Genomic DNA, 26,518 nt, shown 5'->3' on the forward strand with positions numbered 1-26,518 from the left:
GTCGACCGGCGCGACCGGTCGGTCTCGTCCATCCCGCTTCCGCGGCACCGCCTCGGGCACCGGCGCCCGCTCAGGCGCCGAGCGACGACAGGCGACGGTCGATGCGGGTCGGGCTGACCGATCCGACGACCCCGACGGGTTGGGCGAACACCTGGACCCGCAGCTCCTCGAGCGCCCACCGCAGCTCGGCGACCTCGGTGGTGATGCCCCCCGGCGGGAGGTGGTCGACCAGACGGGCGTGGCGCGCCTCGAGCCCGGCCACCTGCGCGACGCGGGCCCGGTCTCGCTCGGCGTGGCCGGCGAGGTGGTCGAGGCGGTGGCGGATGGCCCGCACGTAGCGCTCGATGTCGCCCAGGCGGCCGACGCCGTGGGCCGAGACGAACCCCGGACGAACGAGTCGGCCGAGGTGCGCGTTGGCGTCCTCCACCGACTCGTGCAGGCTCGGTGCGCGCAGCCGAGCGAGCGTCTGGCGCACCTGGTTCGCGGCGACGACGACGGCGACGGCCCCGGCGAGCGCGACCCCGGCGCGGTTCGCCGCCTTCGCCCTGACCTCGGCGCGCAGGTCGTCGTAGTCGGCTCGTGTCCAGGGGAGCCGACCGTGCTCGTCCATCACCGCGTCGATCGCCGCGTGGATGCAGTCGTCCACGATCGCGGCCGACTCGAGGTCGGCCCCGGCGAGAGCGAGGCGCCCGGCTCCGGTGATCAGCCGCTCGATCGCGGGGCGGGTGGGGGCGGCGCCGTCGAGCAGGAGCAGCCGACGGACCCCGCCGCGCATCGCCCGGTGCTGGAGCTCGGGGGTGGTGACGACGCGCAGCGACACGCTGTCGCCCACGTCGAGCAGGGTGGGGTGGGCACGCACCCCGATCCCGGCGTCGCTCGACTCCACCACCCGGGGCAGGTCTCCCACGTCCCAGGTGGTCAACCCGCGCCGCTCCTCGATCGCGGCGGCCGCGGCGATCGAGGAGCGAGCGGAGCCGGCGAGCCGGGCCCGGATCTCGCCGAGGTCGAACCCGACGTCGTGGACCTCCCCCTCGGAGTCGGACACGACGATGTTCAGGCGCAGGTGGTCGTCGATCGCCGCGGGGTCGAAGGCGGACGGGCGGACCGTCACGCCGCTCACATCGGCGACCACCTCGGCGAGGCGGTCCACGAGGCGACCCGACGGCTCTCCGAGCCGGTCGAGGACGGCGTCGACGGTCTCGCCGAACGGGATCAGCTCGCGACGGATCGCCTTCGGGAGCGACCGCACGAGCTGTTCGACGAGCTCGTCGCGATGGCCGGGCACCTGCCAGTCGAAGCCGTCGTCGCTCACCTGGTTGAGACCGGTCAGCGGGAGGTGGATCGTCACCCCGTCGAGGGGCTCGCCCGGTGCGTACCGGTACGTGAGCGGGAGCTCGACGTCGCCCTGGCGCCAGAGGTCGGGGAACCGGTCGAGACCGACGTGGTGGTCGCCGACGAGGTCGCGCACCGCGTCGTCGGTGAGCTCGAGCAGGTCGGGGCGGCGCTGCGACTCCCGCTTCCACCAGCGGTCGAAGCGGGCGGTGCTGGTCACCTCCTCACCGAGGCGCTCGTCGTAGAAGGCGAACAGGGCGTCGTCGTCGACGATCTCCACGCCGCGGGTGCGGGCGCTCATGGTCGCCAACCGGTCGAGCACGGCGTCGTTGCGCGCGAGGAACGGGTGCCGCGAGCGCCACGCCGCCTCGCCGTGGTCGCCGGCCGTGGCGCGCGCACGGGTCCCCGACTCGGGTCCCTCCACGAACGCCTTGGTGATGAACCACGCCCGCGCCTCGTCGCGGTCGATGCGGTCGAAGCCGACCACGCGGTCGGCGACGAGGGGCAGACCGAACAGCGTGACCTGCTCGGTGCACACGGCGCGCCCCTGCTCCGGGTCCCAGCGGACGTCGCCGTGCGACCGCTTGACGAGGTGCTCCCCCGCCTCCTCGGCCCACCGGGGGTCGATGGACGCGACGCGACGCGCGTAGATCCGGTCGGTCTCGACGAGCTCGGCGGCCATCACCCACGCCGGCGGCGTGCGGGTGAGCACCGACCCGGGAGCGATCACGAACTCGGCCTGACGCGCACCGGAGAAGTTCCGCGACTCCCGCCGGCGCATCCCGATGTGGGACAGCAGCCCGCTCAGCAGCGCCCGGTGGACGTGATCGGGGTGGGCGTCGTCGGTCCCGGCGGTGATCCCGAGATCGGCCGCGACCCGCTTCAGCTGGCGGTGCAGGTCGACCCACTCGCGGTATCGCAGGTGGTGGAGGAACTCGTCGCGGCACATCCGTCGGAACCGGTTCCCCGACAGCTCCCGCTGCCGCTCGCGCAGGTGGTCCCACAGGGCGACGATCCCGAGCAGGTCGGAGCCGGGGACGTCGAAGCGGCGGTGCAGCTCGTTCGCCCTCTCGCGCCCCTCGGTCGGACGCTCGCGCACGTCGCGGATCGACAGCGCGGAGACGATCACCAGCACCTCGCGCACGCAGTCGAGCCGGTCGGCCTCGAGCAGCATCCGGCCCAGGCGGGGGTCGACGGGGAGCCGGGCGAGGCGGCGTCCGACGTTCGTCAGCCGCACCCCGCCGTCGCGACCGCCGGTGCCGGGCCCGATCGCGCCCAGCTCCTCGAGCAGCAGCTCGCCGTCGCGGATCGAGCGGTGGTCCGGCGCCTCGACGAAGGGGAAGCGCGCGAGGTCGCCGAGGCCGATGCTCGCCATCTGCAGGATCACCGAGGCGAGGTTGGTCCGCAGGATCTCGGGCTCGGTGAACTCCGGGCGCTCGGCGAAGTCGTCCTCGGGGTACAAGCGGATGCAGATCCCCGGAGCGACGCGCCCGCACCGGCCGGCCCGCTGGTTCGCCGAGGCCTGCGAGATCGGCTCCACGGGGAGTCGCTGGACCTTCAACCGGCGCGAGTACCGCGAGATGCGGGCGGTCCCGGTGTCGACGACGTAGCGCACCCCCGGCACGGTGATCGACGTCTCCGCGACGTTGGTCGCGAGCACGACGCGCCGGCCGCGGTGGGGCTGCCAGACGCGCTTCTGCTCGGCGGACCCGAGGCGGGCGTACAGCGGGAGCACCTCGGTCCCCGGTCGTCCGCGGTCGCGGATCGCGTCGGCGGCGTCGTGGATCTCGCGCTCGCCGGAGAGGAACACGAGCACGTCGCCGTCGCCGTCCTCGGCCAGCTCGTCGAGCGCGTCGACGATCGCGTCGAGCTGGTCGCGTCCGTCGGTCCGCCCACCCCCGCCGCCGCCTCCGCCGCCACCGCCGCCTGCGCCGTGCTCGGCCCCGAGGGCGCCCTCCCCGAACGGTCGGTAGCGCACCTCCACCGGGAAGGTCCGCCCGGACACCGTGACCACCGGTGCGGGCACGACGCGACCGTCGTCGTCGGTGGTCGAGAAGTGGTCGGCGAACCGCTCGGTGTCGATGGTCGCCGAGGTGACCACCACCTTCAGGTCGTCACGGCGCTCGAGCAGCCGGCGGAGGTAGCCGAGCACGAAGTCGATGTTCAGGCTGCGCTCGTGCGCCTCGTCGATGATCAGCGTGTCGTAGCGACCCAGCATCGGGTCGCGCTGGATCTCCGCGAGCAGGATGCCGTCGGTCATCACCCGCACGAGGGTCGCGTCACCGACGTTGTCGTCGAAGCGGACCGACGACCCGACCTCGGCCCCGACCCGGCTGCCGATCTCGTCCGCGATCCGCTCGGCGATCGTGCGTGCCGCGACGCGCCGTGGCTGGGTGTGCCCGATCATCCCCTCCACGCCGCGACCCGCCTCGACGCACATCTTCGGGAGCTGGGTGCTCTTGCCCGAACCGGTCTCCCCCGCCACGATCACCACCGGGTGGTCGCGGATCGCCGCGATCAGCTCGTCGCGGCGCTCCGCGATCGGCAGGTCGGCCGGGGGAACCAGTCGATCACCCGTCCGCAGCGCCTCGACCGAGCTGCGGCGGGCCTCGCGGCGCGCTGCCACGACGGCCGGGTCCGCGGGCGCGCCGCGCCCCGGGCCGTCGTGCCGTCGTCGGCTCCGGCGTCGTGTCGATCTCGCCATCGCAGCCTCCAGCATGGCGTCGCGCGGCGTCGTTCGTGCCGGGCACGGGTCGCGGACGGCGGGCCGGCGGGGTGGGTGCCGTAGCGTCGGCGCCGATGCGCTACCGCTACCGCGTGATGGTCGTCTACATCGTCGGGTTGTTCATGACGATCATCGACGGGACGATCGTCAACGTCGCCCTCCCGACGTTGGCGCGCGAGTTCGACGTGTCGTCGACCGACATCGAGTGGGTGGCGGTGGCCTACCTGCTGGCGCTGGCGGCGTCCATCCCGGCGGCGGGGTGGCTCGGCGATCGCTTCGGCACCAAGACGATGTTCCTCACCGCCCTCGTGGTGTTCGTCGTCGCGTCCGGGGCGTGCGGAGCGGCTCCGAGCCTGTCGGCGCTCGTCGGGTTCCGGATCCTGCAGGGGCTCGGCGCAGGGCTGATCACCCCGATCGGCAGCGCGATGCTGTTCCGCGCGTTCCCGCTCGAGGAGCGCTCGACCGCGACGGTCGGGGTGCTCAGCGTCGCGGTCGTCGCTCCCGCGATCGGTCCGATCCTCGGCGGGGTCCTGGTCGACAACACCTCGTGGCGGTGGATCTTCCTGGTCAACCTGCCGGTCGGGGCGATCGGGCTCGTCCTCGCAGCGCTGTGGCTGCGCGAGGAGCGCGACGACGCCCCCGGCCGCCTCGACGTGCGGGGCCTGGTGCTCTCGGTCACCGGGGTGACGCTGCTGATCTACGCCCTGTCGACCGGACCGGAGCGGGGGTGGACCTCGGCGGTGACGTCGCTCGCCCTCGTCGCCGGCGCGGCGTCGCTGGTGACGCTCGTCGTCGTCGAGCTCCGCCTCGAGCGCCCGATGCTGCAGCTGAGGCTGTTCACCAACCGCCTGTTCCGGATCGTGAACATCTCGGCGTCGATGGTGTACGCCGGGTTCTTCGGCTGGATCTTCGTGCTGCCCCTGTACATGCAGACCCTGCGCGGGCTGAGCGCCACGCAGTCGGGCCTGGTGCAGGCGCCGCAGGCCGCGGCGATCTTCCTCGTGTCCAACGTGCTGGGCAAGCGCGTCTACCGAGCGATCGGCCCCCGCCGGCTGATGGTGGTCGGAGCGATCGCGACCGCCGTCTTCACGGGCGGGTTCGCGCTCGCCGACCTCGACACCCCGTTGTGGCAGATCGCTCTCGGATCGTTCCTGCGCGGGGCCTCCGTCGGGATGGTGTTCGTGTCGATCCAGACCGCGGTGTACGCGACGATCTCCAACGCCGAGACGGCCCGTGCGACATCGGTGTTCAACACCCAGCGCCAGATCGCGTTCGCCACCGGCGTCGCTCTCGCCGCCTCGGTGATCGCGGCGCAGGTGTCGTCCGTCGGCGGGGACTCCGCCCCGGCGATCGATCGGCTGCCGGCGTACCAGTGGGGCTTCCTGGCGATGGGGCTGATCATGCTCCCCGCCGCGATCGCGAGCTGGTTCGTCGACGACGACGACGTGGCCGCGACGCGGGGCCTCGCTCCCATCGGCGCCCCGACGTCCGCCCCGACGCCCGCCTCCTGACGGGTCCGACGGCGAGCCCGTATCCTGGACGCATGGAACCCGCCGTCCTGCAGACCGTCCCGCTCGACTTCCGGTGGCCGACGATCGACCCGTTCCTGTTCTGCGTCCACCACCTCGACCACTACCCGGCCGCGGACGGGCGCCTCGGCCCGGACGCTTCGCTCGCCGGGCGCCCGATCGGGAACGACTTCGCGCCGTCCGAGGGCTGGCGGATGTACCACGGCTCCCACGTGCCGGGGTTCCCGCAGCACCCGCACCGCGGCTTCGAGACGATCACCTTCGTGCGGCGCGGCCTGATCGACCACGCCGACTCGCTCGGCGCCACCGCGCGCTACGGGCGCGGTGACGTGCAGTGGATGACCGCCGGGGCCGGGATCCAGCACGCCGAGATGTTCCCCCTGCTCGACACCGACGGCCCGAACACCCTCGAGCTGTTCCAGATCTGGATGAACCTGCCCGCGGCCGACAAGATGGTCGATCCCCACTTCACGATGCTGTGGGACCACGACATCCCGCGCCACGTCGTCCCCACCCCCGGCGCCGGTCCCGACGGACCGGCCGTCACGGTCACCGTGATCGCCGGCGCTCTCGGTGACGACACCCCGCCGAACCCGCCCCCGGCGTCCTACGCATCGGACCCCCGCGCCGACGTGGCGCTGTGGCACGCGTCGTTCGACGCCGGGTCGTCGTGGACGATGCCGAGCGCGGCCGAGGGGGTGGCCCGCGTGCTGTACGTGTTCGACGGCGACGGGATCACCGTCGACGGCGAGGCCGTCGGGTCGGCCACCGGAGCGGTCGTCGACGCCACGCGCGCGATCGAGGTGGCGAGCGCCGGCGCGGCGGAGCTGCTGGTGATGCAGGGCCGTCCGATCGGCGAGCCGGTCGCCCAGCAGGGGCCGTTCGTGATGAACACCGACGACGAGATCCGCCAGGCGTTCGCGGACTACCGCGCGACCCAGTTCGGGGGCTGGCCGTGGGACCGGCCCGATCCCACCCACGGGACGGACGGCACCCGCTTCGCCCGTCACGCCGACGGTCGCGTCGAGGAGGCCGTCACCGCCTGACGGGCCCGCTCAGCTCCGTCGGCCGCCGCCCGACGAGGAGCGCCCGTCGCCGGAGCGGGCGGCGTTGCTCGCCTCCGCCCGGTCGGCGGCACGGTCGATCCACCCGGTGACGGCGTCGGCCACGCTGCGCACGGCCGAGCCGCTCGACTCGGACGAGCCGCCGCGATCGTCCGACGGCGCCGCGGCGTCGCCCGAGGGGCCCGCAGACGTCGAGGAGTCGTCGCGACGAGCACCGGGGTCGGCGCCCGCGTCGCTGGCTCTCGCCGCCTCGCGGTCGCGCCCCGGCTCCTGCGCGGTCGTCGCCGACCGCGCGGACGTCCCCGGCCCGGCCGGCGCCGCCGGCGCGCCGGTCGCTCCCGCCGAGTACCTCTGCGCCGCGTCGGCCGCCTTCGACGTCACCTTCGCGGTCTTGCCGTCGGAGAGCTCGTCGAGCTTCTCGCCGGCCTTGCCGACCACGTCACCGACGCGGTGGCGGTTCTTCTCCAGCAGGTCCTTGGCCATCTTCAGGTTGCGCGCGTTGAGCAGTCCCATGCGCACCACGGTACCCACGAGCGCTCCCCCGACGGGATCGCACGCGTGTTCGCCGACCGGCTCGCCGGGGAGCGCGACGCTGGTGAAACCGGGTGCGCGACCGGCGGCCCGGTGCGCGAGCCTGGGTCGATGTCGACCGATGATCTCGTCGAGCAGAACCGCCGCAACTGGGACGAGCGCGCCGCGCTGCACGCGCGCCCGACGACGGGGTACCGGCTCGACCGCTACCGCGACGACCGAACCCTGCTGAGCGCGGTGATCGACTTCGACCGTGGGTACCTCGGCGACCTGCACGGCGTCCGGGTGCTGCACCTGCAGTGCCACATCGGCACCGACACCCTGTCGCTGGCCCGCCTCGGTGCCCGGGTGACCGGTCTCGACCAGTCGCCGGTGTCGCTCGCCGCCGCACGCGAGCTGTTCGCGTCGACCGGCACCGCCGCGGACTTCGTGCTCTCCACCGTGGACGACGCCGTCGAGGCGCTCGAGGGCGCGACCTTCGATCTCGTCTACACCTCGGTCGGCGCCCTGAACTGGTTGCCGGACATCGCGCGGTGGGGCCGCGTCGTGGGCGACCTCGTCCGCCCCGGCGGGCGGCTCTACGTGCGCGAGACGCACCCGATGGCGTTCGCCCTCGACGACGCGCGCGACGACACCGAGCTGCGCATCCGCCACCCCTACTTCGAGACGACCCACCCGCTCACTTTCGACTCGGCGGAGACGTACGTGGACACGGGCGGTGAGACGATCTCCGAATCGGTGACCCACGAGTGGAACCACGGGATCGGCGAGGTGTTCGGGGCGCTCGTCAGCGTCGGGCTGCGCGTCGACGTCCTGGACGAGCACCGCTTCCTGGACTGGCGCCTGCTCGACCACCAGATCGAGCGCGACGAGACGTTCCACCTCCCCGACGACCAGGTCGATCTCGTGCCGATGCAGTACTCGATGCTCGCGACGCGACCGATCTGACGTCACGACCGCAGCGCGTCGACGCCCGCGGGTCGGGCGTCGGACACGCGGCGCCCCCGGCGCGACGTCCCGGCCGGAGCGCTCAGGCGGGGACGATGCGGTGGACCTCGCCGAACCAGCTCGCCACGTGCAACTCGCCGTCGGGCCCGGCGCGCACGGCCGAGATCCCCGGGATGCCCTCCGCGATCCGGCGCTCCTCCCCGGTCGTCGGGTCGAGCACCCAGACCGAACCGGCGCAGAAGTCGGCGAACACGTACCCGCCCCGCAACCCCTCGACGTCGTCGCCGCGGTACACCTCGCCACCCGACACGGCGCAGCGACCGTCGGCGTGGTCGTAGACGTGGACCGGATCCACCGGGTCGGACCCCGCCGGCGTGACGTCGGCGTCGCGCCGGTCGGTCCCCTCGAACGCGCTCCACCCGAAGTCGGCGGCCCAACCGGCCGGGCGACCGTCGCGCGGTGCGACCGCGTTCAGCTCCTCGGCCGACGCGCTGCCGACGTCGGCGATCCACAGCGTGCCCGACGGCTGGTCGACGGCGATCTTCCACGGGTTGCGGAGCCCCCACGCGAGGACCTCGGGAGCACCGGCGACCTCCGTCCCGTCGTCGAGGGTGAGCGCACCGTCGGCGAAGGGGTTGTCGTCCGGGATCGCGTACGGCTCGGCGTCGTCCGGCGTCGGGCGGACGCGCAGGATCGACCCGCGCAGCTCGGTCGGGTCGCTCGCGTGCCGGTGGGGATCGTCGGTCGGGATCGGCGCCTCGCCCTCGACGCGGATCGCGGCCTCGCCGTCGCCGATGGCGATCAGCAGGGTGCCGTCGTCGCGCAGCAGGAGATCGCCCCCGTTGTGGTTGTTGCCGGGAGGACCGCCGATGTCGATGAGCACCCGCTCGCTGCCGACGTCGAAGCGCCCGTCGGCGTCGACCGCCACCTCCGACACCACGGTCGCGCCGTCGGCGGGGGTGTGGTGGATCCAGGCGTGGCGTCCGTCGGCTGCGAACTCCAGGCCGGTCAGTCCCTGCTCGTCGTCGTGGCCGACGAGGCGGTCGGTGATGTCGAGCACGACCACAGCGTCGCCGTCGCCGTCGAGGCGCACCACGCGGCCGGCGTGCTCGACCACGTGCATCGAGCCGTCGAGGGGATGGTGCACGACGTCGACGGCGCTCTCGAAGGTCGCGACCAGCTCGAGGTCGACCGATTCGACGGTGACGGGACGCACGGCGGTGTCGAGGTCGGCGGTGTCGAGGTCGGCGGTGTCGAGGTCGGCGGTGCCGACGGAGCGGACGTCGCGCATCGATGGAGCCGGGCCGTCCGTGCCCGCCACGACGTCGTCGCCGCCGGTCGGGTCGGCGCACCCCGCGATCAGGATCGCCGTCGCCACCACCGCCACCGATGCCCACCTGCCCACGCGCCCGACGTTAGGGGAGGCACGCGACCGCGACGCTCCGGCGCTCATCGAGGCGCACGGCGTGGAGCGCGCCGCGGGCCGATCCACCATCTCCGTGGCACCCCGTCGTCACAGTGGGGCGGGTACCGCACGACCGACGACGAACGAACCAGGAGCACGCCGATGAGAGTCCTCGTGGCCACCACCGACGCACACGACCGACACCAGGAGGAGCGGCGCAGGCACCCCAGCGTGGCCCGTCGCGCCATCGAGGGCGAGCTGGTGGTGACCGACCCCGCCGAGTGCGCCGACGCCGGTTGCACGTGCCGGAGCACCTTCTGCGGCATCGCGAGCGGCGACCCCACGGCCACGGCCGTCATCGTCGATCTCCCCCACATCTCGCGAGACGACCTGCTCGACGCGGTGCGCGACCGCCTCGTGCGCACCGGCTGCGCCGATCTCGTCCGCGACACGGGTGGCGCCGCCGACGACCACGACGACGATGACATCCAGGACGCCCTCGACGCGATCGCCCTCGAGCAGGTCGAGATCATCGAGCGCGCCTGCGCGGACCACGAGGTCGGCACCGTCGTCGTCCGCGACGGGCCGAACCTCGTCGAGCGGGGACAGCGCTCGGCGGCGTGACGACGACCAGGGCCGTGCACGTCGCCGAGCCGAGCGCCGAGCGGCGCCGGACCTCACACGGTCTGGCAGACGTCGGAGAGCAGCGACCGTGCGTCACGGTACGCGCCGTCCAATCTGGCGGAGCCGCGCACGACCGCTCCCTCCCCGTGGCGCACCGGTTTCTCGTCGTCGCGCAGGATCACCCCCGCCGACAGGTTCTCGGAGGGATCGACCCCGCGATCGGACACGTCCCCGTATCGGGCCGACAGCGGTGTGCTCAGCTCGAGGTACCGTCCGAGCAGCTCCAAGGTCGCATCGGTGCGTTCCGTCAGATCCGAGTACTGCACGTAGACGCTGTCGAGCCGCTCACCCAACCTCGATCCGAACCAGGCGAGCTGCTCGGCGCGCGAGACGTAGTAGTCGATCGAGTCCGATTCGGACATCCCGAACGAGCCGATCAGGCTTCGAACGGTCGGCTCGGCACGTCGGAGGAGGAAGATGATCTTCGGGTCCTGTTCGAGGAGCAGCGTCCAGTCGTCCTTCTCCAACAGCCACGGATGCAGGATCTTGTCCAGCCAGAACTCCGCCGACGGCGATGAGCTCGACTCGACCCAGGCCACCTTCCCGCGTGCAGCGACGAAATCGAACGGCCGTCGATAGGCGAGGTGCAGCTCACCGTGCCCCGCGATCTCCGCGTGGTCGGCGAGCACCCGGCTCAGGAGGGAGGATCCGGCTCTCATGTGGCTGAGGACGATCACCGGGCGCGGTTCCCACCTCAGCCCGACCCCCATCCCCATGAGCCCGTACCCGACTCGTCGGGCGACGTCCTCGACGCGCACGGGCAGACGTTCGAAGCGTCTGGAGTTCATCTCGTACACCGACCACCCCCACGACGGCCGCACCGGAGCCCGGCTGCTCGTGCGCCGGACTGGTGTCCGTGCGGACGGTAGTCGCGCCTCACCGAGATGTCATGTGGAACGCACGCACGACCGGTCGGGTCCGACCGGGTCGCTCACCGGGTGGTAGCAACGACGGATGGACGACTCCTCCACGATCGCCGCCGAGACGCGCTGGCTCGACGCCACCGCCCAGGCCGAGCTGGTCCGCTCCGGTGAGGTCTCGGCCGTCGAGCTCACCGAGGCGGCCATCTCCCGCATCGAGGAGCTCGACGGTGCGCTCAACGCCGTGGTCGTGCGGTGGTTCGACGCCGCCCGCGACGCCGCGGCGGCGATCGACTCCGGCGGCGGGTCCGACGCGGGGTCGGCGCCGTTCCGTGGTGTCCCGTTCCTGCTCAAGGACCTGCTCGCGCACGAGGCCGGCCGGCCGATGACCGACGGCAACCTCGCGCTGCAGCGGGAGATGCCGGTCTCGGGCCACGACACCACCCTCGTCGCCCGCTTCCGCACGGCCGGGCTGGTGACGCTGGGCCGGACCAACTCACCCGAGCTCGGATCCCTCCCGGTCACCGAGCCGACCTCGTTCGGCCCGACGCGCAACCCGTGGTCGACGGAGCGGACCCCCGGAGGCTCGTCGGGGGGCGCGGCCGCCGCCGTCGCCGCGGGCATGGTCCCGGTGGCCAACGCCTCCGACGGGGGCGGCTCGATCCGCATCCCCGCCTCCTGCTGCGGGCTGATCGGGCTGAAGCCGTCCCAGGGCCGCACCTCGATGGGTCCCGAGCGCGACGAGTCGGGCGTCAGCGTGGCGTTCGCCGTGACCCGATCGGTGCGCGACACCGCGACCCTGCTCGACGCCGTGCGGGGACCGGCGCCGGGGGACAACGTGGTGGCCCCGGGGCCCGACCGGCCCTACTCCGAGGTCGGGGCCGAACCCGGTCGGCTGAGGATCGGCCTGCTCGATCACCACCCGCTCGGGCACCCCGTGCACGATGCGTGCGCCGAGGCGGCGCGCCGCGCGGCCTCGGTGCTCGAGGGGCTCGGCCACGACGTCGAGATCGGTTCCCCCGGGGTGCTCGCCGACCCCAGCTTCTCCGGGCGGTTCATGGCGATCTGGGCGACGAACATGGCGCTCGGGATCACCCGCCTCGGGGCCGCCGTCGGGCGCGATCTCACCGAGGACGAGGTCGAGCCGGTGAACTGGGCGATGGCGCGCTTCGCCGACTCGATCCCGGCCACGGAGTACGCGGCGGCGGTCGCGTCGATGAACGAGTTCCGCCGTGCGATGCAGGGGTGGTGGGCGCAGGGGGTGGGACCTGCTGCTGTCTCCCACCCTGTCGGAGCCGCCGGTCGGGATCGGGGAGCTCGACGCCGTCGACGGGGATCCGATGGCGCCGATGAAGCGAGCGGCCGAGTTCGTCTCGTTCACGCCACCGTTCAACACCAGCGGCCAGCCGGCGATCAGCCTGCCGATGCACGTCGACGACGGTCTGCCGATCGGCGTGCAGCTCGGCGCCGCGTACGGCCGCGAGGACGTCCTGCTGCAGGTCGCCGGGCAGATCGAGGCGGCCGGCGCGCTGCACCTCCCGGGACCCGACACGATCGGCTGAGCCGACCACGCCCTCACCGCGCCGGGCTCGGCCCGCCGCTCACGAGCGGACACGACGAGCCGCGGGGTCGGTCGACGCCGGACCGGCGCGGACGACCCGCTCAGGACGGGGGCGCGACGGAGTCGGCCCAGCGCGGCCGGAACGGCCGCTCGACGGTGTCGACGTAGCGGGTGTGGACGACGATCTCGCCGCCCCGCTCCCCGGTCGCGAACCGCAGCACCTGGTACCCGACCGGGTCGCGCACCAACGACACCGGGGCCCCCGGACGCAGATCGAGGGCGACGTGCTGGACCGGCGAGAGACCGACCTGGGCGACGACCCCCGCCACCGACGACGAGATCGGTCGGTGCACGTGCCCGCACAGGATCCGATCGACCGACGACGTCGCGAGCACCTCGACGAAGAGCTCGCGACCGACGAAGCCCGAGTCGTCCATCCACCCGATCCCGGTGGCGAACGGCGGGTGGTGCATCGCGATCACCGTCGGCCCGTCGAACCCGACGGCGAGGACGGTCTCGAGCCACCGAGCGCGCTCGTCGTCGAGCTCGGCGCCGGGATGACCGGGCCGAGTCGAGTCGAGGCCCACGACGCGCACCCCGGCGACCTCGGCGACCCAGCTCGCGTGGTCCGCGTCGACCCACGCCAGGGTGGGGAACGCCTCTCGGACGAGGTCGCGCGAATCGTGGTTCCCGGGCACGACGAGCACCGGGGCGTCGATCGGCGCCAGCAGCTCGGCGAGCACCTCGTACTCACGGGGGTGCTCGTCGTTCACCAGGTCGCCCGTGATCACCACCGCGTCGACGGGCGCGTCCTCGCGGACCACCGAGCTCACCACCGCCCGCACTCGGGCGACGTTGTCGACGTGCAGCTCGGCGTCGGTGTCCGACGTGACGACGTGGAGATCGCTGAGCTGCGCGATCAGGGTCACGGGGGCGTCGCGGTCGAGCACGGCTCGGAGTCTCGCGCACGGGCGCGCACCTCCGGTGCGGACGACCCGCCGACACGGCCGACGACGGGGTACCCTCGGGCACGAACCCGACGGGGAGTCTGCGGATCGGCAGGCTGAGAGGGGGGCACGCCGCCTCCGACCCGAGAACCTGACCCGGATCATGCCGGCGGAGGAATCGTCACCGTGAACGCACAGATCGTCATCGTCACCGGCAGCGAGCCGCTCGACGACGAGGTGATCGCGGCGCTCGACCCCGACGCGGTGGTGCTCGCAGCCGACGGCGGGATGGACCTCGCCCTCGCGGCCGGCCTCCGGCCGTCGGCGCTCATCGGCGACTGCGACTCGGTCAGCGACGAGGGGGTCGCGTGGGCGAAGGAGAACGCCACCGTCGCCCGGCACCCCACCGACAAGGACCGGACCGACACCGAGCTCGCGCTGGCGGTCGCGGTCGACATGCGCCCCGAGCGACTCACGATGGTGGGTGGCGGCGACCGACTCGATCACACCCTCGCCGCCCTCGGCGCGCTCGCCGCCCGGCACCTCACCGGGATCCCCGAGATCGACGCGTGGTGGAGCGGCCAGCACGTCGACGTCCTGCACGGGCCCGGCCGCCGGACCCTGCGGCTCGCCCCCGGCTCGACCCTGTCGCTGATCACGCTCGGTCGCCCGTGCGACAAGGTGTCGATCACCGGGGTGCGGTGGCCGCTCGAGGCCCACCGACTGCAACCGGGGGCCGGCATCGCGGTGAGCAACGAGGTCACCGACCCGGACGGCGACGTCGCGGTGTCGCTGTCGTCGGGGGTGGTCCACGTGTTCGACGTGCCCTCCGACGCACCTCGAGACCAGCGCTCGGGCGGACGCCGGAGGCGGTCCCGATGACCACCCGCCACGCCGCCGTGACGGCCGCCGCCGAACCACGCGGGCCGTCCGCCACCGACGACCGCACCCGCACCACGAACCCCGCCGGGCCCACCCCCGGCCCACCCGCCGACACCCCGACCTCCGGAGCGCACCGAACCATGGACCCCACCACCACGACCGACCCGCGACGCACGACGCACGCCTCACCGCCCCCCCACCGGCGGCGAGCGACGCACCACCGATCGCGCCTCGCCGTGCTCGCGACCGTCGCCGCGCTCGTCGCGGCGGCCTGCTCCGACGCCGACACCGACACCGCCGACGCCCCGACCGTGACCGTCGAGGAGGGCGCCGCCGGCACCGGGGGCGCCACGACCGACACCGCCGCGGCCTCGCCCGACAGCTCCTCCCCCGACGTGACGAGCGCGACGGATGCCGGCGGGGGCGACGACACGGCCGTGGCCGACTCGGTCGAGGCGACCGCGCCCTCCGGCGGGACCGCGACGTCGGGCGACGGCGGAACCGTCACCCTCGTCACCTACGAGTCGTTCCCGACGGAGGGCACGGACCTCAACGCCAGCCTGGCCGAGTTCACCGAGGCCACCGGGATCGACGTCGAGATCCTCGTCGCCGGCGATGCGGGGACGATGCTCTCGAAGGCCGAGCTCACCGCCGGCAACCCCGAGGGCGACGTGATGTGGGGGATCGACAACTCCCTCATCTCCCGCGCCATCGACTCGGGCGTCTTCGAGCCCTACGTCGCGGATGGCCTCGATGCCGTCCCGTCGCGCTTCGTCGACCTGGTCCCGGAGGGCGAGGCCACCCCGGTCGACTTCGGCGACGTGTGCGTGAACTACGACATCGCGGCGCTCGACGAGGCGGGGATCGAACCGCCGAGCTCGCTCGACGACCTGGCCGACCCCGCCTACGCCGACCTGCTCGTGGTGCAGGACCCCGCCTCGTCGTCGCCGGGTCTCGCCTTCCTGCTCGCCACCGTCGACGAGTACGGCGTCGACGGCTGGCAGGACTACTGGTCACGCCTGCGCGACAACGGCGTCGAGGTGGTCGACGGGTGGACCCAGGCCTACTACGACCGCTTCAGCTACGCCGGCGGCGATCGCCCGCTGGTGGTCAGCTACGGCTCGAGCCCGCCCTTCGAGGTCGTCTTCGCCGAGGAGGAGCTCGACGCGGCACCCACCGGGGTCGTCGAGTCGACCTGCTACCGCCAGGTCGAGTTCGCCGGGGTCCTCGCCGGGACCGACCGGCCCGACGAGGCGCGCCGGCTCGTCGACCACCTGATCTCGACCTCGTTCCAGGCCACCCTCCCGCTCGACGTGTTCGTGTTCCCGGTGAACGAGGGCGTCGAGCTCGACCCGGTCTTCGTCGAGTTTGCGGTGATCCCCGACTCGAGCCGGGGCCTGGACCCCGCGGAGGTCGACGCCAACCGCGAGACGTGGATCGACGAGTGGACCGACCTGGTCGTCGGCTGACCCCCGCCGGGGGGAGCGCCGGGCGATGACCGGCGTCGCCGCCAACCGGGTGCCGACGACGCTCGTCGTCGCGCTCGTCGCGCTGCCCGTCGCCGGCCTGGTCGTGTTCTACCTGTGGCCGTTCGCGACCCTCGTCGTCGAAGCGGTCGACGTCGACTCGATCCGCACGACGTTCTCCCGCGGCCGCACGTGGTCGATCGTCTGGTTCACCCTCTGGCAGGCGATCGTGTCGACCGCGATCACGATCGTGGTCGGCCTCGCCCCGGCCTGGGTCGTCGCTCGCTTCGCGTTCCCGGGACGGCGGCTGCTCCTCGGTCTGCTGACCGCGCTGTTCGTGCTGCCGACCGTCGTGATGGGAGCGGCCTTCCTGGCGCTGCTCCCCGACGTCGTCGACCGCACGGCCCTCGCGGTGGTCGCCGCCCACGTCGCGTTCAACATCGCGGTCGTCGTGCGCACCGTGGGCGCCGTCTGGGAGCACCTGCCCTCGGACATGGAAGCCGCGGCCGCCACCCTCGGGGCGTCGCCGACGGTGGTGTTCCGCGAGATCACGCTCCCCCTGCTGCGACCGGCCGTGACCGCGGCGGCGGCGATCGTCTTCCTGTTCACCTTCACCTCCTTCGGGGTCATCCGGGTGCTCGGCGCACCGGGGACCCGCACGATCGAGGTCGAGGTCTGGCGGCGGGCCACCCAGCTCGGCCAGATCGACCAGGCGGCCGTGCTCGCGCTGCTCCAGCTCGTCGTGCTCGGAGCGCTGGCCGCCTGGTCGGCGGTCTCGGCGCGCCGGCACTCGCGCGCGCTCGGCCTGCGTCCGCTCGGCCGGGCGGGCGCGCCGCGCGGCGCTCGCCAGCGACTCGTCGTCGGAGCGATCGCGAGCGCGACCGCGCTGGTCGCGATCGCTCCGCTGTCGGCGCTCGTCGTCAACTCGTTCTCGACCCCGACCGGGTGGACGAGCGCCGCGTGGACCTCGCTCGGATCGGCCGAGATCCGACCGGGCCTCTCGCTCGGGATCGATCCGCTCGGCACCGTCGTCGAGTCGCTGCGGACCGCGGCGTGGGCCACCGCGTTCGCCACGGTGGTCGGGGCCGTCGCCAGCCTGGGGATCGTCGCTGCCGGACGTTCCGGGCGGGTGCTCGACGCCGGTCTGCTGCTCCCGATCGGCACCTCGGCGGTCACCATCGGGTTCGGGATGCTGATCACCTTCGACACCGCACCCTACGACTGGCGGGCGTCGTGGTGGATCGTCCCCGTCGGCCACGCGCTCGTCGCGATCCCCTTCGTCGTGCGCACCACGCTCGCCGTGCTGCGCTCGGTCGATCCGACCCTCTCGGCGGCCGCCGCGACCCTCGGTGCCTCGCCCACCCGTGCGTGGTGGGAGGTCGTCGTCCCCCACCTGTGGCGTCCGCTCGCGGTGGGCGCGGCGCTGGCGGCGGCGATCTCGCTCGGCGAGTTCGGCGCGACCAGCTTCCTGTCGCGCAGCGGGGGCGAGACGCTGCCGATCGCGATCGAGACCCTCCTCGGACGGACGGGCTCGCTGCTCCAGGCGAAGGGGTACGCGCTCGCGACGATCCTCGCCGCGGTGACGATCCTGCTGGTGATGGTCGTCGATCGCAGCGGCGACCTCGTCGGGGCGAGCGGTCGGTCGGCGCACCGGGACGACGACGCGTGAGCGGGGCGGCGCTCGACGTGGACGCGGTCGACGTCTCGTTCGAGGGCGTGGAGGTGCTGCGGGGGGCGACGTTGTCGATCGCGGCCGGGGAGGTGGTCGGTCTGCTCGGACGCTCGGGGAGCGGCAAGAGCACCCTGCTGCGGGTGGTCGCCGGCATCGTCGCCCCCGATGCGGGGAGGGTGTCGATCGGCGGGCGCGACGTCTCCCGGACGCCGACGCACCGGCGCGACGTGGGCATGGTGTTCCAGGACGACCAGCTCTTCCCCCACCGCAGCGCACTGGACAACGTCGCGTTCGGGCTCAAGATGGCCGGGGTCGGCGCCGACGAGCGCCGGCGGCGCGCCGAGGGGTGGCTCGAGCGCGTCGGGATGGCGGGGTTCGGCCCTCGCCGCGTCACCGAGCTGTCGGGGGGTGAGGCCAAGCGCGTCGCGCTGGCGCGCACCCTGGTCACCGACCCCGGGGTCGTGCTGCTCGACGAGCCGTTGACCGGGTTGGACCGCGAGCTGCACGACGAGCTGATGATCGAGCTGACGGAGCTGCTGCACGACTCGGGCTCCACCGCCGTCCTGGTGACCCACGACGTCGCGGAGGCCGAGGCGATCGCCGACCGGGTCGTGATGCTCGACGACCTCGACCGATCCGGATCCCCCCGTGGCGGCGCTCCCGACGCCGGCGGGCCGGGTGGGGACGTCGACGGTGGGAGCGGTGGCGGCAGCGGTGGCGGCAGCGGGGGCGACATCGGGGGCGCCAGCGACCCGGGCGGGGCGCGGCGGTGAGCGACGGGGTGCGACGGCTGGCACCGGCCGAGACCCACGACCTGCGCCGCCGGGTGCTGCGCGACGGCGACGACGCAGCGGTCGTCGTGTGGTCCGGCGACGACGACCCCTCCACGGTGCACCTCGGCGTGGCCCTCGACGGCCGGGTGGTCGCGATCTCGACCTGGCTGAGCGCGCCGGGCCCCGACGGCGTCACCGCCACCCAGCTGCGCGGGATGGCCACCGACCCCGCCGAGGTCGGCCGGGGCCACGGCCGCGCCCTGCTGCGTGCCGGCATCGACCACGCACGCCGTCGCGGGAGCGCGATGGTGTGGGCGAACGCGCGCTCGACGGCGCTCGACTTCTACCTCCGGTCCGGCTTCTGCGCATCGGGTCCGGAGTTCGAGACCGCCGAGGTCCACCTCCCCCACCGCCTCGTCACGCGCGACGTCCGCGACGACGAGCCGTCGGCGCGCGGCTGAGCGGTCGCACCCCCCTCCGGGCGGCACCGCTTCCGCTCGGGGCGACGGACGACCCACTGGGTGGTGGGCGCCGCCGGCGCCTCGACCACCGACGGAGATCGCGCCCCGAGAGGAGACCCGATGTCGCACCACGAGGCCACCGCCCAGCGCCGGCGCGCGACGCACCTGCGCCGACTCGCGACGACGATCTCGACGACCCCGGCGGTCCACCTCGAGCGCCACCTCGGCGCCGACACCTGGTTCGGACCGCGTGCGCAGGACTGCACCGGACGGCTCGCCGCAGCACGCAGCGACGCCCTCGCCGCCGTCGACGACCTCCGCGCCCGAGCCCGCTGGATCGACGCCCACGCCGACCGCCTCGACGCGGCCGCCGCCGCGGCCGACCTCGCAGCCACCACCGGCGGGTCAGGAGGGTGTCGGTGATCGTCGGCTACTCCCCCGAGCGGATCGCGCGGGTCGCCCACGAGGCGGCCGCCGCGCTCGGCGAGCTGCGCGCGATCGCCAGCGCGGACCCGGCTGCCGACGCGGCGATGATCGCCGTCGGGCGGCTGCGGCGAGCGATCGCCGACGACGTGCTCGCCGCCGTCGGCGAGATCGCTCGCCACGATCCGCTGGTCGCGGGCCTCACCCGGTCGTCGGCGGTGCACGACCCGGCGTGCGCCTCACCGTGGTACGACACCTGGTCGCGCAGCGTGCTCGGCCCGCTCGGAGCCGAGTCCGACGGGGAGCTCCTCGCCCGCCTCGAGGCGATGGAGCTCGAGGTCCCGCTCGCTGCGTCCGGACCGCCCGATCCGCACCACCCGTTCTGGGACGAGCTCGCCGAGGTCTCCGAGGAGCTGGCGCGCCGCGCAGCGGTCGACGAGGCGTTCGCGTCGACGCTCGCCGCGCGGGCCGGCGACACCTACCTGATCGGCTTCGCGGTGCGCACCCATCCCTTCGACCCGGACCTCGTCGCCCGGATGGCGCGCACGGTCCTGGAGACGCGCTCGGGCCTCGACGACGCCCTGTCCCAGGCGCAGGCGGCAGCGGCCGTGGCCCTGCTCACCGACCTCGCGCAGCACCCCTCGGCCGCGCTCGACCTGGTGTCGCACCCCGGCGCCGACGGCGACGCGGACCTGCGTGCGGTGCGCGCGGTCGTCGACTGGAGGATCCTCGACGCCGCGGCGGTCGAGGCGCTCCTCGGTTCCGCGATGTCGGCGGCCGCCGAGGGTCGACTCGACGACGGCCACCGGGTCATCCGGAACCTCGTGGTGCTCGCGAACGAGGAGCGGTTCGACGCCGGGTTCCCGGTCGACCGCAGCCCCGCCCTGGCGGCGATCGTCGCATCGCAGGTCCCGTACTTCATGACCTCGATCCGCTCCCTGGGCGACGTCCACTTCCGTGACGACGACCTGCTGAGCACCCGTCGCCGAATGGGCACCGACGAAGAGGTCGTCGACCTGATCGGCGCGCTCATGCGCGAACCGCGCTCGGCGGAGAACCTGCTCGCCACGGTCCCCGCCCTCGCCGAGGTGGCGACGCGCAGCGACGACCCGGGCACCATCCTCCCCGGCGACGTGGCCGCCTGGGCGGAGCTGCTGATGGTGGCGACGGTCAACGAGCAGCGCGAGGTCGTGATGCACCACGAGGTCGGCGCCGAGCGCGTCCAGCAGGTGATCGCCATCGCCTCGACCGCGGCGTCGATCGCGACGACCCTCGCGTCCGGCCCCGGCGCCACGGTGGTCGGGATCGCGACCGGGATCGCCGAGGACGCCGCGCGCTGGTTGGTCGACCGGTCCCGGCCGATCGATCTCGGGGGCGCGACGGCGCGCGCTGCGGCCGTCGCCGGGCTGGCCATCGGGTTGTCCGCCGGGGTCATCGCCGCCCGACGGGCCGACGAGGACGACGCCGACGTCGACCGCGCCGACGACGCCCTCGCACGTGTCCGCGGTGCCATGGACGACGGCGCGAGCGTCCACGAGGTGCTCGACCTGGCGGACGACCTCGTGCGCTCCACCACGCGCATCGACGACGACGGGGTCCTCGCCGTGGTCGATCCGGTCCGGCACCCCGAGGACCACGAGCTGCGCAGCGACTGACCGTCACGACCCCCGGGCCGCCACGTGCGGGTCGGACGGCGCGGACCGACACACGGGGCGATCAGAGGGGGTCCACGTCGTCGACCCCCTCGATCGAGAGACGGCCGGTGAGCCACCCGAGTCGCTCGGCCGGCGGTCGAGCCGCCACCGCTGCGGGAAGCGGGTCGGCGCCGAGGCCGATCGGTCGACGGGCGCCGCGCACCATCTGCAGGCGGCGCAGCTCGAGGCGGACGTAGGTGGGGTCGAGATCGCCGAGCTCGATCCCCACGTCGAGGTCGACCGAGACGAGCGACACCTCGCGCAGCCGCAGGTGGCCGAGCGCGACGAGCGCCGTCGACCCCGAGGTCGTCCGCCCGACCCAGTCGGTGCGCTCCCACGCCGACTCCAACGCCGCGCACGCGCGGCGCAGGTCACCGACCGCGTGACCCGGCGTCGGCGCCCCCGCCTGCGCGTCGAACCCGTCGAGCCCCCCGTCACGACCGAGGTCGGGCCGGCCTCCGCGACGACCCGCCTCGACGATCCCGCGGCGATCGGCGGCGGCGTCGAGCGCGCCTCGGTGGGCGTCGGCCTGGCGGGCGAGGTGGGCCACGAGGCCACCGCGCGCCGACCCCGTGCGCCGCGACGGCGATCCGGCATCGAAGCGGCCGGCGGCGACCAGCTCGTCGAGGCGGTCCAGGAGGCGTCGCTGCGCCGCGGCGGCGAGGTCGCACGCACGGCGCACGTCCGCCAGCTCGTCGGCGCTCGGGGGGGCGGTCACGGTTTCCGCCGGGGGTGGGCGTGGCACCCTGCCCCCATGCAACTCGGGATGATCGGGCTCGGACGGATGGGCGCCAACATGGTGCGTCGGTTGAAGGGCGGGGGCCACGACTGCGTGGTGTACGACGTCGACGCCGGGGCCGTCGAGGCGATGGTCGACGAGGGGTTCACGGGCGTGGGGTCGTTGGCCGAGCTGGTGGAGGCGCTCGAGGCCCCGCGTTCCATCTGGGTGATGATCCCCGCAGCGTACGTGAGCGACACGCTCGCCGACCTCGTCCCGCTGCTCGACGCCGACGACACGGTCATCGACGGCGGCAACTCGTGGTACCACCTCGACGTCGACCGCGCCGCGGAGTTCGGCCCGAAGGGGATCCACTACGTGGACGTCGGCACCAGCGGCGGGATCGCCGGGTTGGAGCGCGGCTACTGCTTGATGATCGGCGGCGACGACACCGCGGTCGGCCGCCTCGAGTCCGTGTTCACCACCCTCGCCCCCGGCGTCGAGGCCGCCGCCCGCACCCCCGGGCGCACGGGCGAACCCGCGCCGGAGGAGACCGGGTGGCTGCACTGCGGTCCCAGCGGTGCCGGGCACTTCGTGAAGATGGTGCACAACGGCATCGAGTACGGCCTGATGTCCGCGCTCGGCGAGGGGCTCAACATCCTCGCCCAGGCCGACATCGGTCTGCACGAGCACGACCAGGACGCAGAGACCGCCCCCCTCGACTCGTCCGCGTACTACCAGTTCGACCTCGACCTGGCGAAGGTGACCGAGGTGTGGCGGCGCGGCTCGGTGATCACGTCGTGGCTGCTCGACCTGACGGCCGAGGCGTACCTCGACGATCCCGAGCTCAGCGCGTACAGCGGGCACGTCAGCGACTCGGGGGAGGGTCGGTGGACGATCGCGGCGGCCATCGACGAGGGGGTCCCCGTCCCGGTCCTCTCCGCGGCGCTGTTCCAGCGCTTCGCCTCGCGCGGGCGCGACGACGTGGCGAACAAGGCGCTGTCCGCGATGCGCGCCGGCTTCGGCGGTCACCAGGAGCGGACGGGGTCGACCCGGTGAGCGATCCCGCGCCCCGCGTCGGCGAGCTGCGCGGCGGGGCCTACGTCGACACCACCCAGATCCAGACCGACCAGCCCGATGCCGATGCCCTGGTGCTGTTCGGCGCCACGGGCGACCTCGCCAAGCGCAAGCTGTTCCCGTCGCTGTACCGCCTCGAGCGCGACGGGACGCTGCACGTCCCCGTCATCGGGGTCGCCCGCAGCGAGTGGAGCGACGACGAGTTCCGCGAGCACGCGCGCGCCTCGGTCCTGGAGCACGTCGCCGACCCCGACGAGGCGATCCTCTCCTCGCTGTGCGGGCGCCTCGACCTGATCCAGGGTGACTACGCGGACGAGGCGACGTGGGACGAGCTGCGCTCGTGCCTCGATCGCCACGAGTCGCGCCACGCGGTCTTCTACATGGCGATCCCGCCGTCGATGTTCCCCACCGTCGCCGAGGAGCTCGCGTCGGTCGAGCTGAACCGCCGCGGTCGCATCGTCGTCGAGAAGCCCTTCGGGCGCGACCTCGCCTCGGCGATCGAGCTGAACAAGACGCTGCACTCGGTGTTCCCCGAGGATCACATCTTCCGCATCGACCACTACCTCGGCAAGGAGGCCGTCGAGGACCTGCTGGTGTTCCGGTTCGCGAACACCCTGCTCGAGCCGGTCTGGAACCGCCACTACGTCCGCAGCGTCCAGGTCACGATGTCGGAGACGATCGGCGTCGAGGGGCGCGGCTCGTTCTACGAAGGCGTCGGCGCGATCCGCGACGTGCTGCAGAACCACCTGCTGCAGGTCGTCGCCCTCCTCGCGATGGAGCCCCCGGCGGGATCCGATCCGGGCTTCCTGCAGGACGAGAAGGCCAAGGTCATCAACGCCATGCGTCCGGTCGACTCCTCGGCGCTCGTGCGCGGGCAGTACGTCGGCTACCGCGACGAGGACGGGGTGGCGAAGGGCTCCGAGGTCGAGACGTACGTGGCCGCCCGCCTCGAGATCGATTCGTGGCGCTGGGCCGGGGTCCCGTGGTACGTGCGCGTCGGCAAGGGCCTCGCCGAGACCGCCACCGAGGCGGTGATCGAGCTCAAGAGCCCGCCGAGGATGCTGTTCGACGAGGCGGGGAGCCCTCCGCCCGAGCGCAACCTCATCCGCCTCCGGCTGGGCTCCAACGACGGGGTCACCTTCGCCCTGCAGGCCAAGACGCCGGGTCCCGACATGGACAGCCAGGAGGTCGACGTCGACGTGGACTTCGCCGCGGCGCTCGGTGAGCGCCAGGACGCCTACGAGCGCCTGCTCGGCGACGCGCTGATCGGGTCGCTGCGCCGCTTCGCCCGCCAGGACGTCGTCGAGGGCACCTGGCGGGTGATCCAGCCCGCGCTCGACGACCCCGGACCGATCTTCCCGTACTTCCGGGACTCCTGGGGGCCGTCGGAGGCGGCGACGATCCTCGTCCACGACGACGACGTCTGGTACCCGCCGTCGCCGAACCCCACGCCCTGACGGCGAGGGCCGGCCGCCGGAGCGCCCGCTCGCGTCACGTGGCGAGGGCGGCGAGCACCTCGGCGATCTCCTCGTCGGTCCACTCCGGCGACGGGCCGTCGAGCTCCTCGACGATCAGGTTCACCACGCCGCGGCGCGCCGGGACGACGAGCACCGCCGTCGTCACCGAGCGCTCGGTCCCGTCGGGGGTGAAGGAGGCGACCTGGATCGGTCCCACCTCGCTCGACACCACCAGGTTCCGCTCGCGCACCGGGATCCGGTCCGCGAGCTCGGCGAAGTCGGGTTGGCGGTCGACCACCGCCACCTCCAGGCGCACGTTGATCGACCACCGGTCGGGATCGTCCTCGTCCGCCTCCGGATCGATGCCGCTGAACGCGCACTGGTACCGCTCGCCCACGTCGGCGAAGCCGGCCACGCCGGCTCCGACGGGGGTGAGCGGGCGCTCGTCGACGACGATCCCGTCCACGAGGCGGCACGCGCTGGTCGGGTCGATCGTCATCTCGGCGCTCGGCGGATCGACCCGGGCGACGATGTCGCGGGTGACGCCGAACCACCGGTCGACGGTCGAGCTCTCCTCGTCGGACGCGCACCCCGCGATCGCGGCGACGGCGCAGAGCGCGACGACGATGGCGGTGGGGCTCCTGCGGGTCATCGGCCGTCCATGGTGGCAGAGCGGGGCGGTCGGTCCTCGGCCGCACGATCGCGGCGGTCCGACCTCCGACGTCGAGCGACCGGCGGAGCCACTGGAAGGCGCGCCACCCGGCGTGCTCCGGGGACAGCGTGGACCCGGCGATCCGAGTCGGCGCTCACCCGGTGGGAGCGTCGACGAGGCGTCGCAGGAGGTCGCCGTCGAGGTGCTCGTCGACGGCATCGGCGAGCAGCTCGAAGGTGCGGTCGAGGACCGGCGTCGGGGTGACCCCGAGCAGCGCGCCCACCACCCGGGGGTCCTCGAGCGCGCCGTGCGCCATCGTGGCCAGCACGTGGCCCGAGACCACCACGGGGCCGCCGTGCCGGTCGGCCCGGTGGCCGGTGCGGTGATCACCGTGGCGGATCTCGTAGCCGTCGAACGACAGGCCGGACAGCGACGACCACGGCTCCTCGAGCTCGCCCAGCTCGACGACGGCGCGCACCACCCGCTTGGGCTCGCGCATCGTCGTCGCCACGTCGAGCGACCCGAGGCCCTCGCGGTGCGCAGCGGCGCCCTCGATCCCGTCGGGGTCGCGCACCTCGCGCCCGAGCATCATCGCCCCACCGCAGATCCCCACCACCCGGACCCCGCGCTCGGTCGCGGCGGTGACCGCACCCGCGATCCCCCGCTGCCGCATCCAGTCGAGATCGGAGATCACGTTCTTCGACCCCGGCAGCACGATCAGATCCCTCGTCGGGTCCAGGTCGGCGAACGGGGCCGGCCCCGACGCCCACGTGACCTCGGCGACGGACGTGACGAGGTGCATCTCGTCGAGGTTCGACCCGAACGGGAACCGCGGGAGCACGACCCGCGGTGATCCCGGCGGCACGTGGCCGCCCCCGCCCTCCGCCGCCCCCTCCTCGCGGGGGAGGTCGTGACGCAGCATCGGGAGCACCCCGGCGTCGGCCATCGCCGTGAGCCGGACGAGCTCCGCCGGACCGGGCGCGAGCAGCGACGCGTCGCCGCGGAACCGGTTCAGCACGAAGGCGCCCAACCGCTGCCGGGTCGTGTCGGGGACCAGCGCCCACGTTCCGTAGAGGTGGGCGAACGCCCCACCCCGGTCGATGTCCGCGACGAGCAGCGCGGAGGCGTCGGCGTGCTCGATCACGCGGTTGTTGACCTGGTCGCGCAGGTTGATCTCCGCGGGGCTGCCGGCGCCCTCGATCACGACGAGGTCGAACTCCGCGGACAGGGAGTCGTAGGACTCCGCCATCGGCCGCCACAGCGCGTCGTGGCGGTCGTCCCACGCACGCGCGCCGAGCTCGCGATCCACGGCTCCGAGCACCACCACCTGGCTGCGGTCGTCGGCCTCGGGCTTGACCAGCACCGGGTTCATCCGCACGTCGGGCTCCACCCCGGCCGCACGCGCCTGGAGCCACTGCGCCACCCCGATCTCGCCCCCCGGTCCGCTCCCCGTCGGTCCGACCACCCGTGCGTTGTTCGACATGTTCTGCGCCTTGAACGGAGCGACGCGCACCCCCCGGCGCGCGAACCAGCGGCACAGCGCCGTCGCGACCAGCGACTTGCCCGCGTCCGACGAGCAGCCGAGCACCATCAGCGAGCGCAACGGCGGCCTCCGCCCCGTCCGCCGAGGCGCCCCCCGGCGCGACCCGCTCGGCCC

The 26,518-nt window shown here is 73.7% G+C and carries 22 protein-coding genes, 1 pseudogene and 1 riboswitch; of the genes and pseudogenes, 15 read left to right on the forward strand and 8 right to left on the reverse strand.

The window, feature by feature from the left end:
• Positions 1 to 70: 70 nt before the first annotated feature.
• The gene (gene hrpA / locus ACOOHC_RS13895; RefSeq protein ID WP_420451005.1) at positions 71 to 4,036 is read right to left on the reverse strand and encodes an ATP-dependent RNA helicase HrpA; all 3,966 of its coding nucleotides are present in this window, start codon (positions 4,034 to 4,036) and stop codon (positions 71 to 73) included.
• Between the two features lie 95 nt (positions 4,037 to 4,131).
• Here hrpA and ACOOHC_RS13900 point away from each other — a divergent pair, with 95 nt between their 5' ends.
• Positions 4,132 to 5,568 (forward strand): DHA2 family efflux MFS transporter permease subunit, encoded by a 1,437-nt coding sequence (locus tag ACOOHC_RS13900; protein WP_420451006.1) that lies wholly within the window; start codon positions 4,132 to 4,134, stop codon positions 5,566 to 5,568.
• 32 nt (positions 5,569 to 5,600) lie between these two features.
• Complete coding sequence (locus ACOOHC_RS13905) at positions 5,601 to 6,632, forward strand: pirin family protein (RefSeq protein WP_420451007.1); 1,032 nt, start codon at positions 5,601 to 5,603, stop codon at positions 6,630 to 6,632.
• A 9-nt stretch (positions 6,633 to 6,641) separates the two neighbouring features.
• On the opposite strand, the gene ACOOHC_RS13910 is transcribed toward ACOOHC_RS13905, so the two are convergent.
• On the reverse strand, positions 6,642 to 7,163 hold the full coding sequence (locus tag ACOOHC_RS13910) for a hypothetical protein (RefSeq protein ID WP_420451008.1): 522 nt from the start codon (positions 7,161 to 7,163) through the stop codon (positions 6,642 to 6,644).
• Positions 7,164 to 7,292: 129 nt separating this feature from the next.
• On the opposite strand from ACOOHC_RS13910, the gene ACOOHC_RS13915 reads away from it, so the two are divergent.
• Positions 7,293 to 8,129 carry a class I SAM-dependent methyltransferase gene (locus ACOOHC_RS13915; protein ID WP_420451009.1) on the forward strand — a complete coding sequence of 279 codons (837 nt, stop codon included), beginning with the start codon at positions 7,293 to 7,295 and terminating at the stop codon, positions 8,127 to 8,129.
• A gap of 82 nt (positions 8,130 to 8,211) precedes the next feature.
• Here ACOOHC_RS13915 and ACOOHC_RS13920 read toward each other — a convergent pair whose 3' ends face one another.
• Positions 8,212 to 9,534, reverse strand: a complete 1,323-nt coding sequence (locus tag ACOOHC_RS13920) for a PQQ-dependent sugar dehydrogenase (protein ID WP_420451010.1) — start codon at positions 9,532 to 9,534, stop codon at positions 8,212 to 8,214.
• A 162-nt stretch (positions 9,535 to 9,696) separates the two neighbouring features.
• Between ACOOHC_RS13920 and ACOOHC_RS13925 the strand changes: the two genes are divergently transcribed.
• The gene (locus ACOOHC_RS13925; RefSeq protein WP_420451011.1) at positions 9,697 to 10,158 is read left to right on the forward strand and encodes a DUF7715 family protein; all 462 of its coding nucleotides are present in this window, start codon (positions 9,697 to 9,699) and stop codon (positions 10,156 to 10,158) included.
• Between the two features lie 53 nt (positions 10,159 to 10,211).
• On the opposite strand, the gene ACOOHC_RS13930 is transcribed toward ACOOHC_RS13925, so the two are convergent.
• A complete protein-coding gene (locus ACOOHC_RS13930; protein WP_420451012.1) occupies positions 10,212 to 11,006 on the reverse strand; it encodes a hypothetical protein in 795 nt (264 codons plus the stop codon).
• A gap of 166 nt (positions 11,007 to 11,172) precedes the next feature.
• Here ACOOHC_RS13930 and ACOOHC_RS13935 point away from each other — a divergent pair.
• A pseudogene (locus ACOOHC_RS13935) lies at positions 11,173 to 12,045 on the forward strand (amidase); the annotation flags it as partial.
• 265 nt (positions 12,046 to 12,310) lie between these two features.
• Positions 12,311 to 12,640 (forward strand): amidase family protein, encoded by a 330-nt coding sequence (locus tag ACOOHC_RS13940; RefSeq protein ID WP_420453805.1) that lies wholly within the window; start codon positions 12,311 to 12,313, stop codon positions 12,638 to 12,640.
• Positions 12,641 to 12,740: 100 nt separating this feature from the next.
• Here ACOOHC_RS13940 and ACOOHC_RS13945 read toward each other — a convergent pair whose 3' ends face one another.
• The gene (locus ACOOHC_RS13945) at positions 12,741 to 13,589 is read right to left on the reverse strand and encodes a phosphodiesterase (protein ID WP_420451013.1); all 849 of its coding nucleotides are present in this window, start codon (positions 13,587 to 13,589) and stop codon (positions 12,741 to 12,743) included.
• An 80-nt stretch (positions 13,590 to 13,669) separates the two neighbouring features.
• Positions 13,670 to 13,781, forward strand: a riboswitch (TPP riboswitch).
• On the opposite strand from ACOOHC_RS13945, the gene ACOOHC_RS13950 reads away from it, so the two are divergent.
• The 7 genes from ACOOHC_RS13950 (at position 13,773) to ACOOHC_RS13980 (ending at position 20,918) form a co-directional block, all read left to right on the forward strand.
• Positions 13,773 to 14,468, forward strand: coding sequence for a thiamine diphosphokinase (locus ACOOHC_RS13950; protein WP_420451014.1), 696 nt, complete (start codon positions 13,773 to 13,775; stop codon positions 14,466 to 14,468). Its footprint overlaps the riboswitch before it by 9 nt.
• Complete coding sequence (locus ACOOHC_RS13955; protein ID WP_420451015.1) at positions 14,465 to 15,937, forward strand: thiamine ABC transporter substrate-binding protein; 1,473 nt, start codon at positions 14,465 to 14,467, stop codon at positions 15,935 to 15,937. The genes ACOOHC_RS13950 and ACOOHC_RS13955 overlap by 4 nt, the downstream gene beginning before the upstream one ends.
• A 25-nt stretch (positions 15,938 to 15,962) precedes the next feature.
• The gene (locus tag ACOOHC_RS13960; RefSeq protein WP_420451016.1) at positions 15,963 to 17,603 is read left to right on the forward strand and encodes an ABC transporter permease; all 1,641 of its coding nucleotides are present in this window, start codon (positions 15,963 to 15,965) and stop codon (positions 17,601 to 17,603) included.
• Positions 17,600 to 18,379 (forward strand): ABC transporter ATP-binding protein, encoded by a 780-nt coding sequence (locus ACOOHC_RS13965; RefSeq protein ID WP_420451017.1) that lies wholly within the window; start codon positions 17,600 to 17,602, stop codon positions 18,377 to 18,379. The genes ACOOHC_RS13960 and ACOOHC_RS13965 overlap by 4 nt, the downstream gene beginning before the upstream one ends.
• Entirely contained in the window at positions 18,376 to 18,840 is a 465-nt protein-coding gene (locus ACOOHC_RS13970) for a GNAT family N-acetyltransferase (RefSeq protein WP_420451018.1), read from the forward strand. The genes ACOOHC_RS13965 and ACOOHC_RS13970 overlap by 4 nt, the downstream gene beginning before the upstream one ends.
• Positions 18,841 to 18,960: 120 nt before the next feature.
• On the forward strand, positions 18,961 to 19,263 hold the full coding sequence (locus ACOOHC_RS13975) for a hypothetical protein (protein ID WP_420451019.1): 303 nt from the start codon (positions 18,961 to 18,963) through the stop codon (positions 19,261 to 19,263).
• Positions 19,254 to 20,918, forward strand: coding sequence for a hypothetical protein (locus tag ACOOHC_RS13980; protein ID WP_420451020.1), 1,665 nt, complete (start codon positions 19,254 to 19,256; stop codon positions 20,916 to 20,918). The genes ACOOHC_RS13975 and ACOOHC_RS13980 overlap by 10 nt, the downstream gene beginning before the upstream one ends.
• 61 nt (positions 20,919 to 20,979) lie before the next feature.
• Here the strand turns inward: ACOOHC_RS13980 and ACOOHC_RS13985 are convergent, their stop codons facing one another.
• On the reverse strand, positions 20,980 to 21,675 hold the full coding sequence (locus ACOOHC_RS13985) for a hypothetical protein (RefSeq protein WP_420451021.1): 696 nt from the start codon (positions 21,673 to 21,675) through the stop codon (positions 20,980 to 20,982).
• 36 nt (positions 21,676 to 21,711) lie between these two features.
• Between ACOOHC_RS13985 and gnd the strand changes: the two genes are divergently transcribed.
• Positions 21,712 to 22,734 carry a phosphogluconate dehydrogenase (NAD(+)-dependent, decarboxylating) gene (gene gnd, locus ACOOHC_RS13990; protein WP_420451022.1) on the forward strand — a complete coding sequence of 341 codons (1,023 nt, stop codon included), beginning with the start codon at positions 21,712 to 21,714 and terminating at the stop codon, positions 22,732 to 22,734.
• Positions 22,731 to 24,209, forward strand: coding sequence for a glucose-6-phosphate dehydrogenase (zwf, locus tag ACOOHC_RS13995; RefSeq protein ID WP_420451023.1), 1,479 nt, complete (start codon positions 22,731 to 22,733; stop codon positions 24,207 to 24,209). Before gnd ends, zwf begins: the two co-directional genes overlap by 4 nt.
• Positions 24,210 to 24,243: 34 nt before the next feature.
• Here zwf and ACOOHC_RS14000 read toward each other — a convergent pair whose 3' ends face one another.
• Together ACOOHC_RS14000 and ACOOHC_RS14005 are read right to left on the reverse strand one after the other, a co-directional pair.
• Positions 24,244 to 24,861, reverse strand: coding sequence for a hypothetical protein (locus ACOOHC_RS14000; protein WP_420451024.1), 618 nt, complete (start codon positions 24,859 to 24,861; stop codon positions 24,244 to 24,246).
• Positions 24,862 to 25,015: 154 nt separating this feature from the next.
• A complete protein-coding gene (locus ACOOHC_RS14005; protein ID WP_420453806.1) occupies positions 25,016 to 26,452 on the reverse strand; it encodes a cobyric acid synthase in 1,437 nt (478 codons plus the stop codon).
• Between the last annotated feature and the right edge of the window lie 66 nt (positions 26,453 to 26,518).

The organism is Ilumatobacter sp. (assembly GCF_965215205.1).
GTDB lineage: Bacteria > Actinomycetota > Acidimicrobiia > Acidimicrobiales > Ilumatobacteraceae > Ilumatobacter_A.

What these genes read in the sequence shown, in the direction of transcription:
- ACOOHC_RS14005 (WP_420453806.1), bottom strand. Translation starts at nt 26,452, where the DNA reads ATGGTGCTCGGCTGCTCGTCGGACGCGGGCAAGTCGCTGGTCGCGACG.
- ACOOHC_RS13975 (WP_420451019.1), top strand. Translation starts at nt 18,961, where the DNA reads ATGTCGCACCACGAGGCCACCGCCCAGCGCCGGCGCGCGACGCACCTG.
- ACOOHC_RS13930 (WP_420451012.1), bottom strand. Translation starts at nt 11,006, where the DNA reads ATGAACTCCAGACGCTTCGAACGTCTGCCCGTGCGCGTCGAGGACGTC.
- ACOOHC_RS13925 (WP_420451011.1), top strand. Translation starts at nt 9,697, where the DNA reads ATGAGAGTCCTCGTGGCCACCACCGACGCACACGACCGACACCAGGAG.
- ACOOHC_RS14000 (WP_420451024.1), bottom strand. Translation starts at nt 24,861, where the DNA reads ATGACCCGCAGGAGCCCCACCGCCATCGTCGTCGCGCTCTGCGCCGTC.
- ACOOHC_RS13960 (WP_420451016.1), top strand. Translation starts at nt 15,963, where the DNA reads ATGACCGGCGTCGCCGCCAACCGGGTGCCGACGACGCTCGTCGTCGCG.
- ACOOHC_RS13915 (WP_420451009.1), top strand. Translation starts at nt 7,293, where the DNA reads ATGTCGACCGATGATCTCGTCGAGCAGAACCGCCGCAACTGGGACGAG.
- ACOOHC_RS13910 (WP_420451008.1), bottom strand. Translation starts at nt 7,163, where the DNA reads ATGGGACTGCTCAACGCGCGCAACCTGAAGATGGCCAAGGACCTGCTG.
- gnd (WP_420451022.1), top strand. Translation starts at nt 21,712, where the DNA reads ATGCAACTCGGGATGATCGGGCTCGGACGGATGGGCGCCAACATGGTG.
- hrpA (WP_420451005.1), bottom strand. Translation starts at nt 4,036, where the DNA reads ATGGCGAGATCGACACGACGCCGGAGCCGACGACGGCACGACGGCCCG.
- ACOOHC_RS13905 (WP_420451007.1), top strand. Translation starts at nt 5,601, where the DNA reads ATGGAACCCGCCGTCCTGCAGACCGTCCCGCTCGACTTCCGGTGGCCG.
- ACOOHC_RS13900 (WP_420451006.1), top strand. Translation starts at nt 4,132, where the DNA reads ATGCGCTACCGCTACCGCGTGATGGTCGTCTACATCGTCGGGTTGTTC.
- ACOOHC_RS13955 (WP_420451015.1), top strand. Translation starts at nt 14,465, where the DNA reads ATGACCACCCGCCACGCCGCCGTGACGGCCGCCGCCGAACCACGCGGG.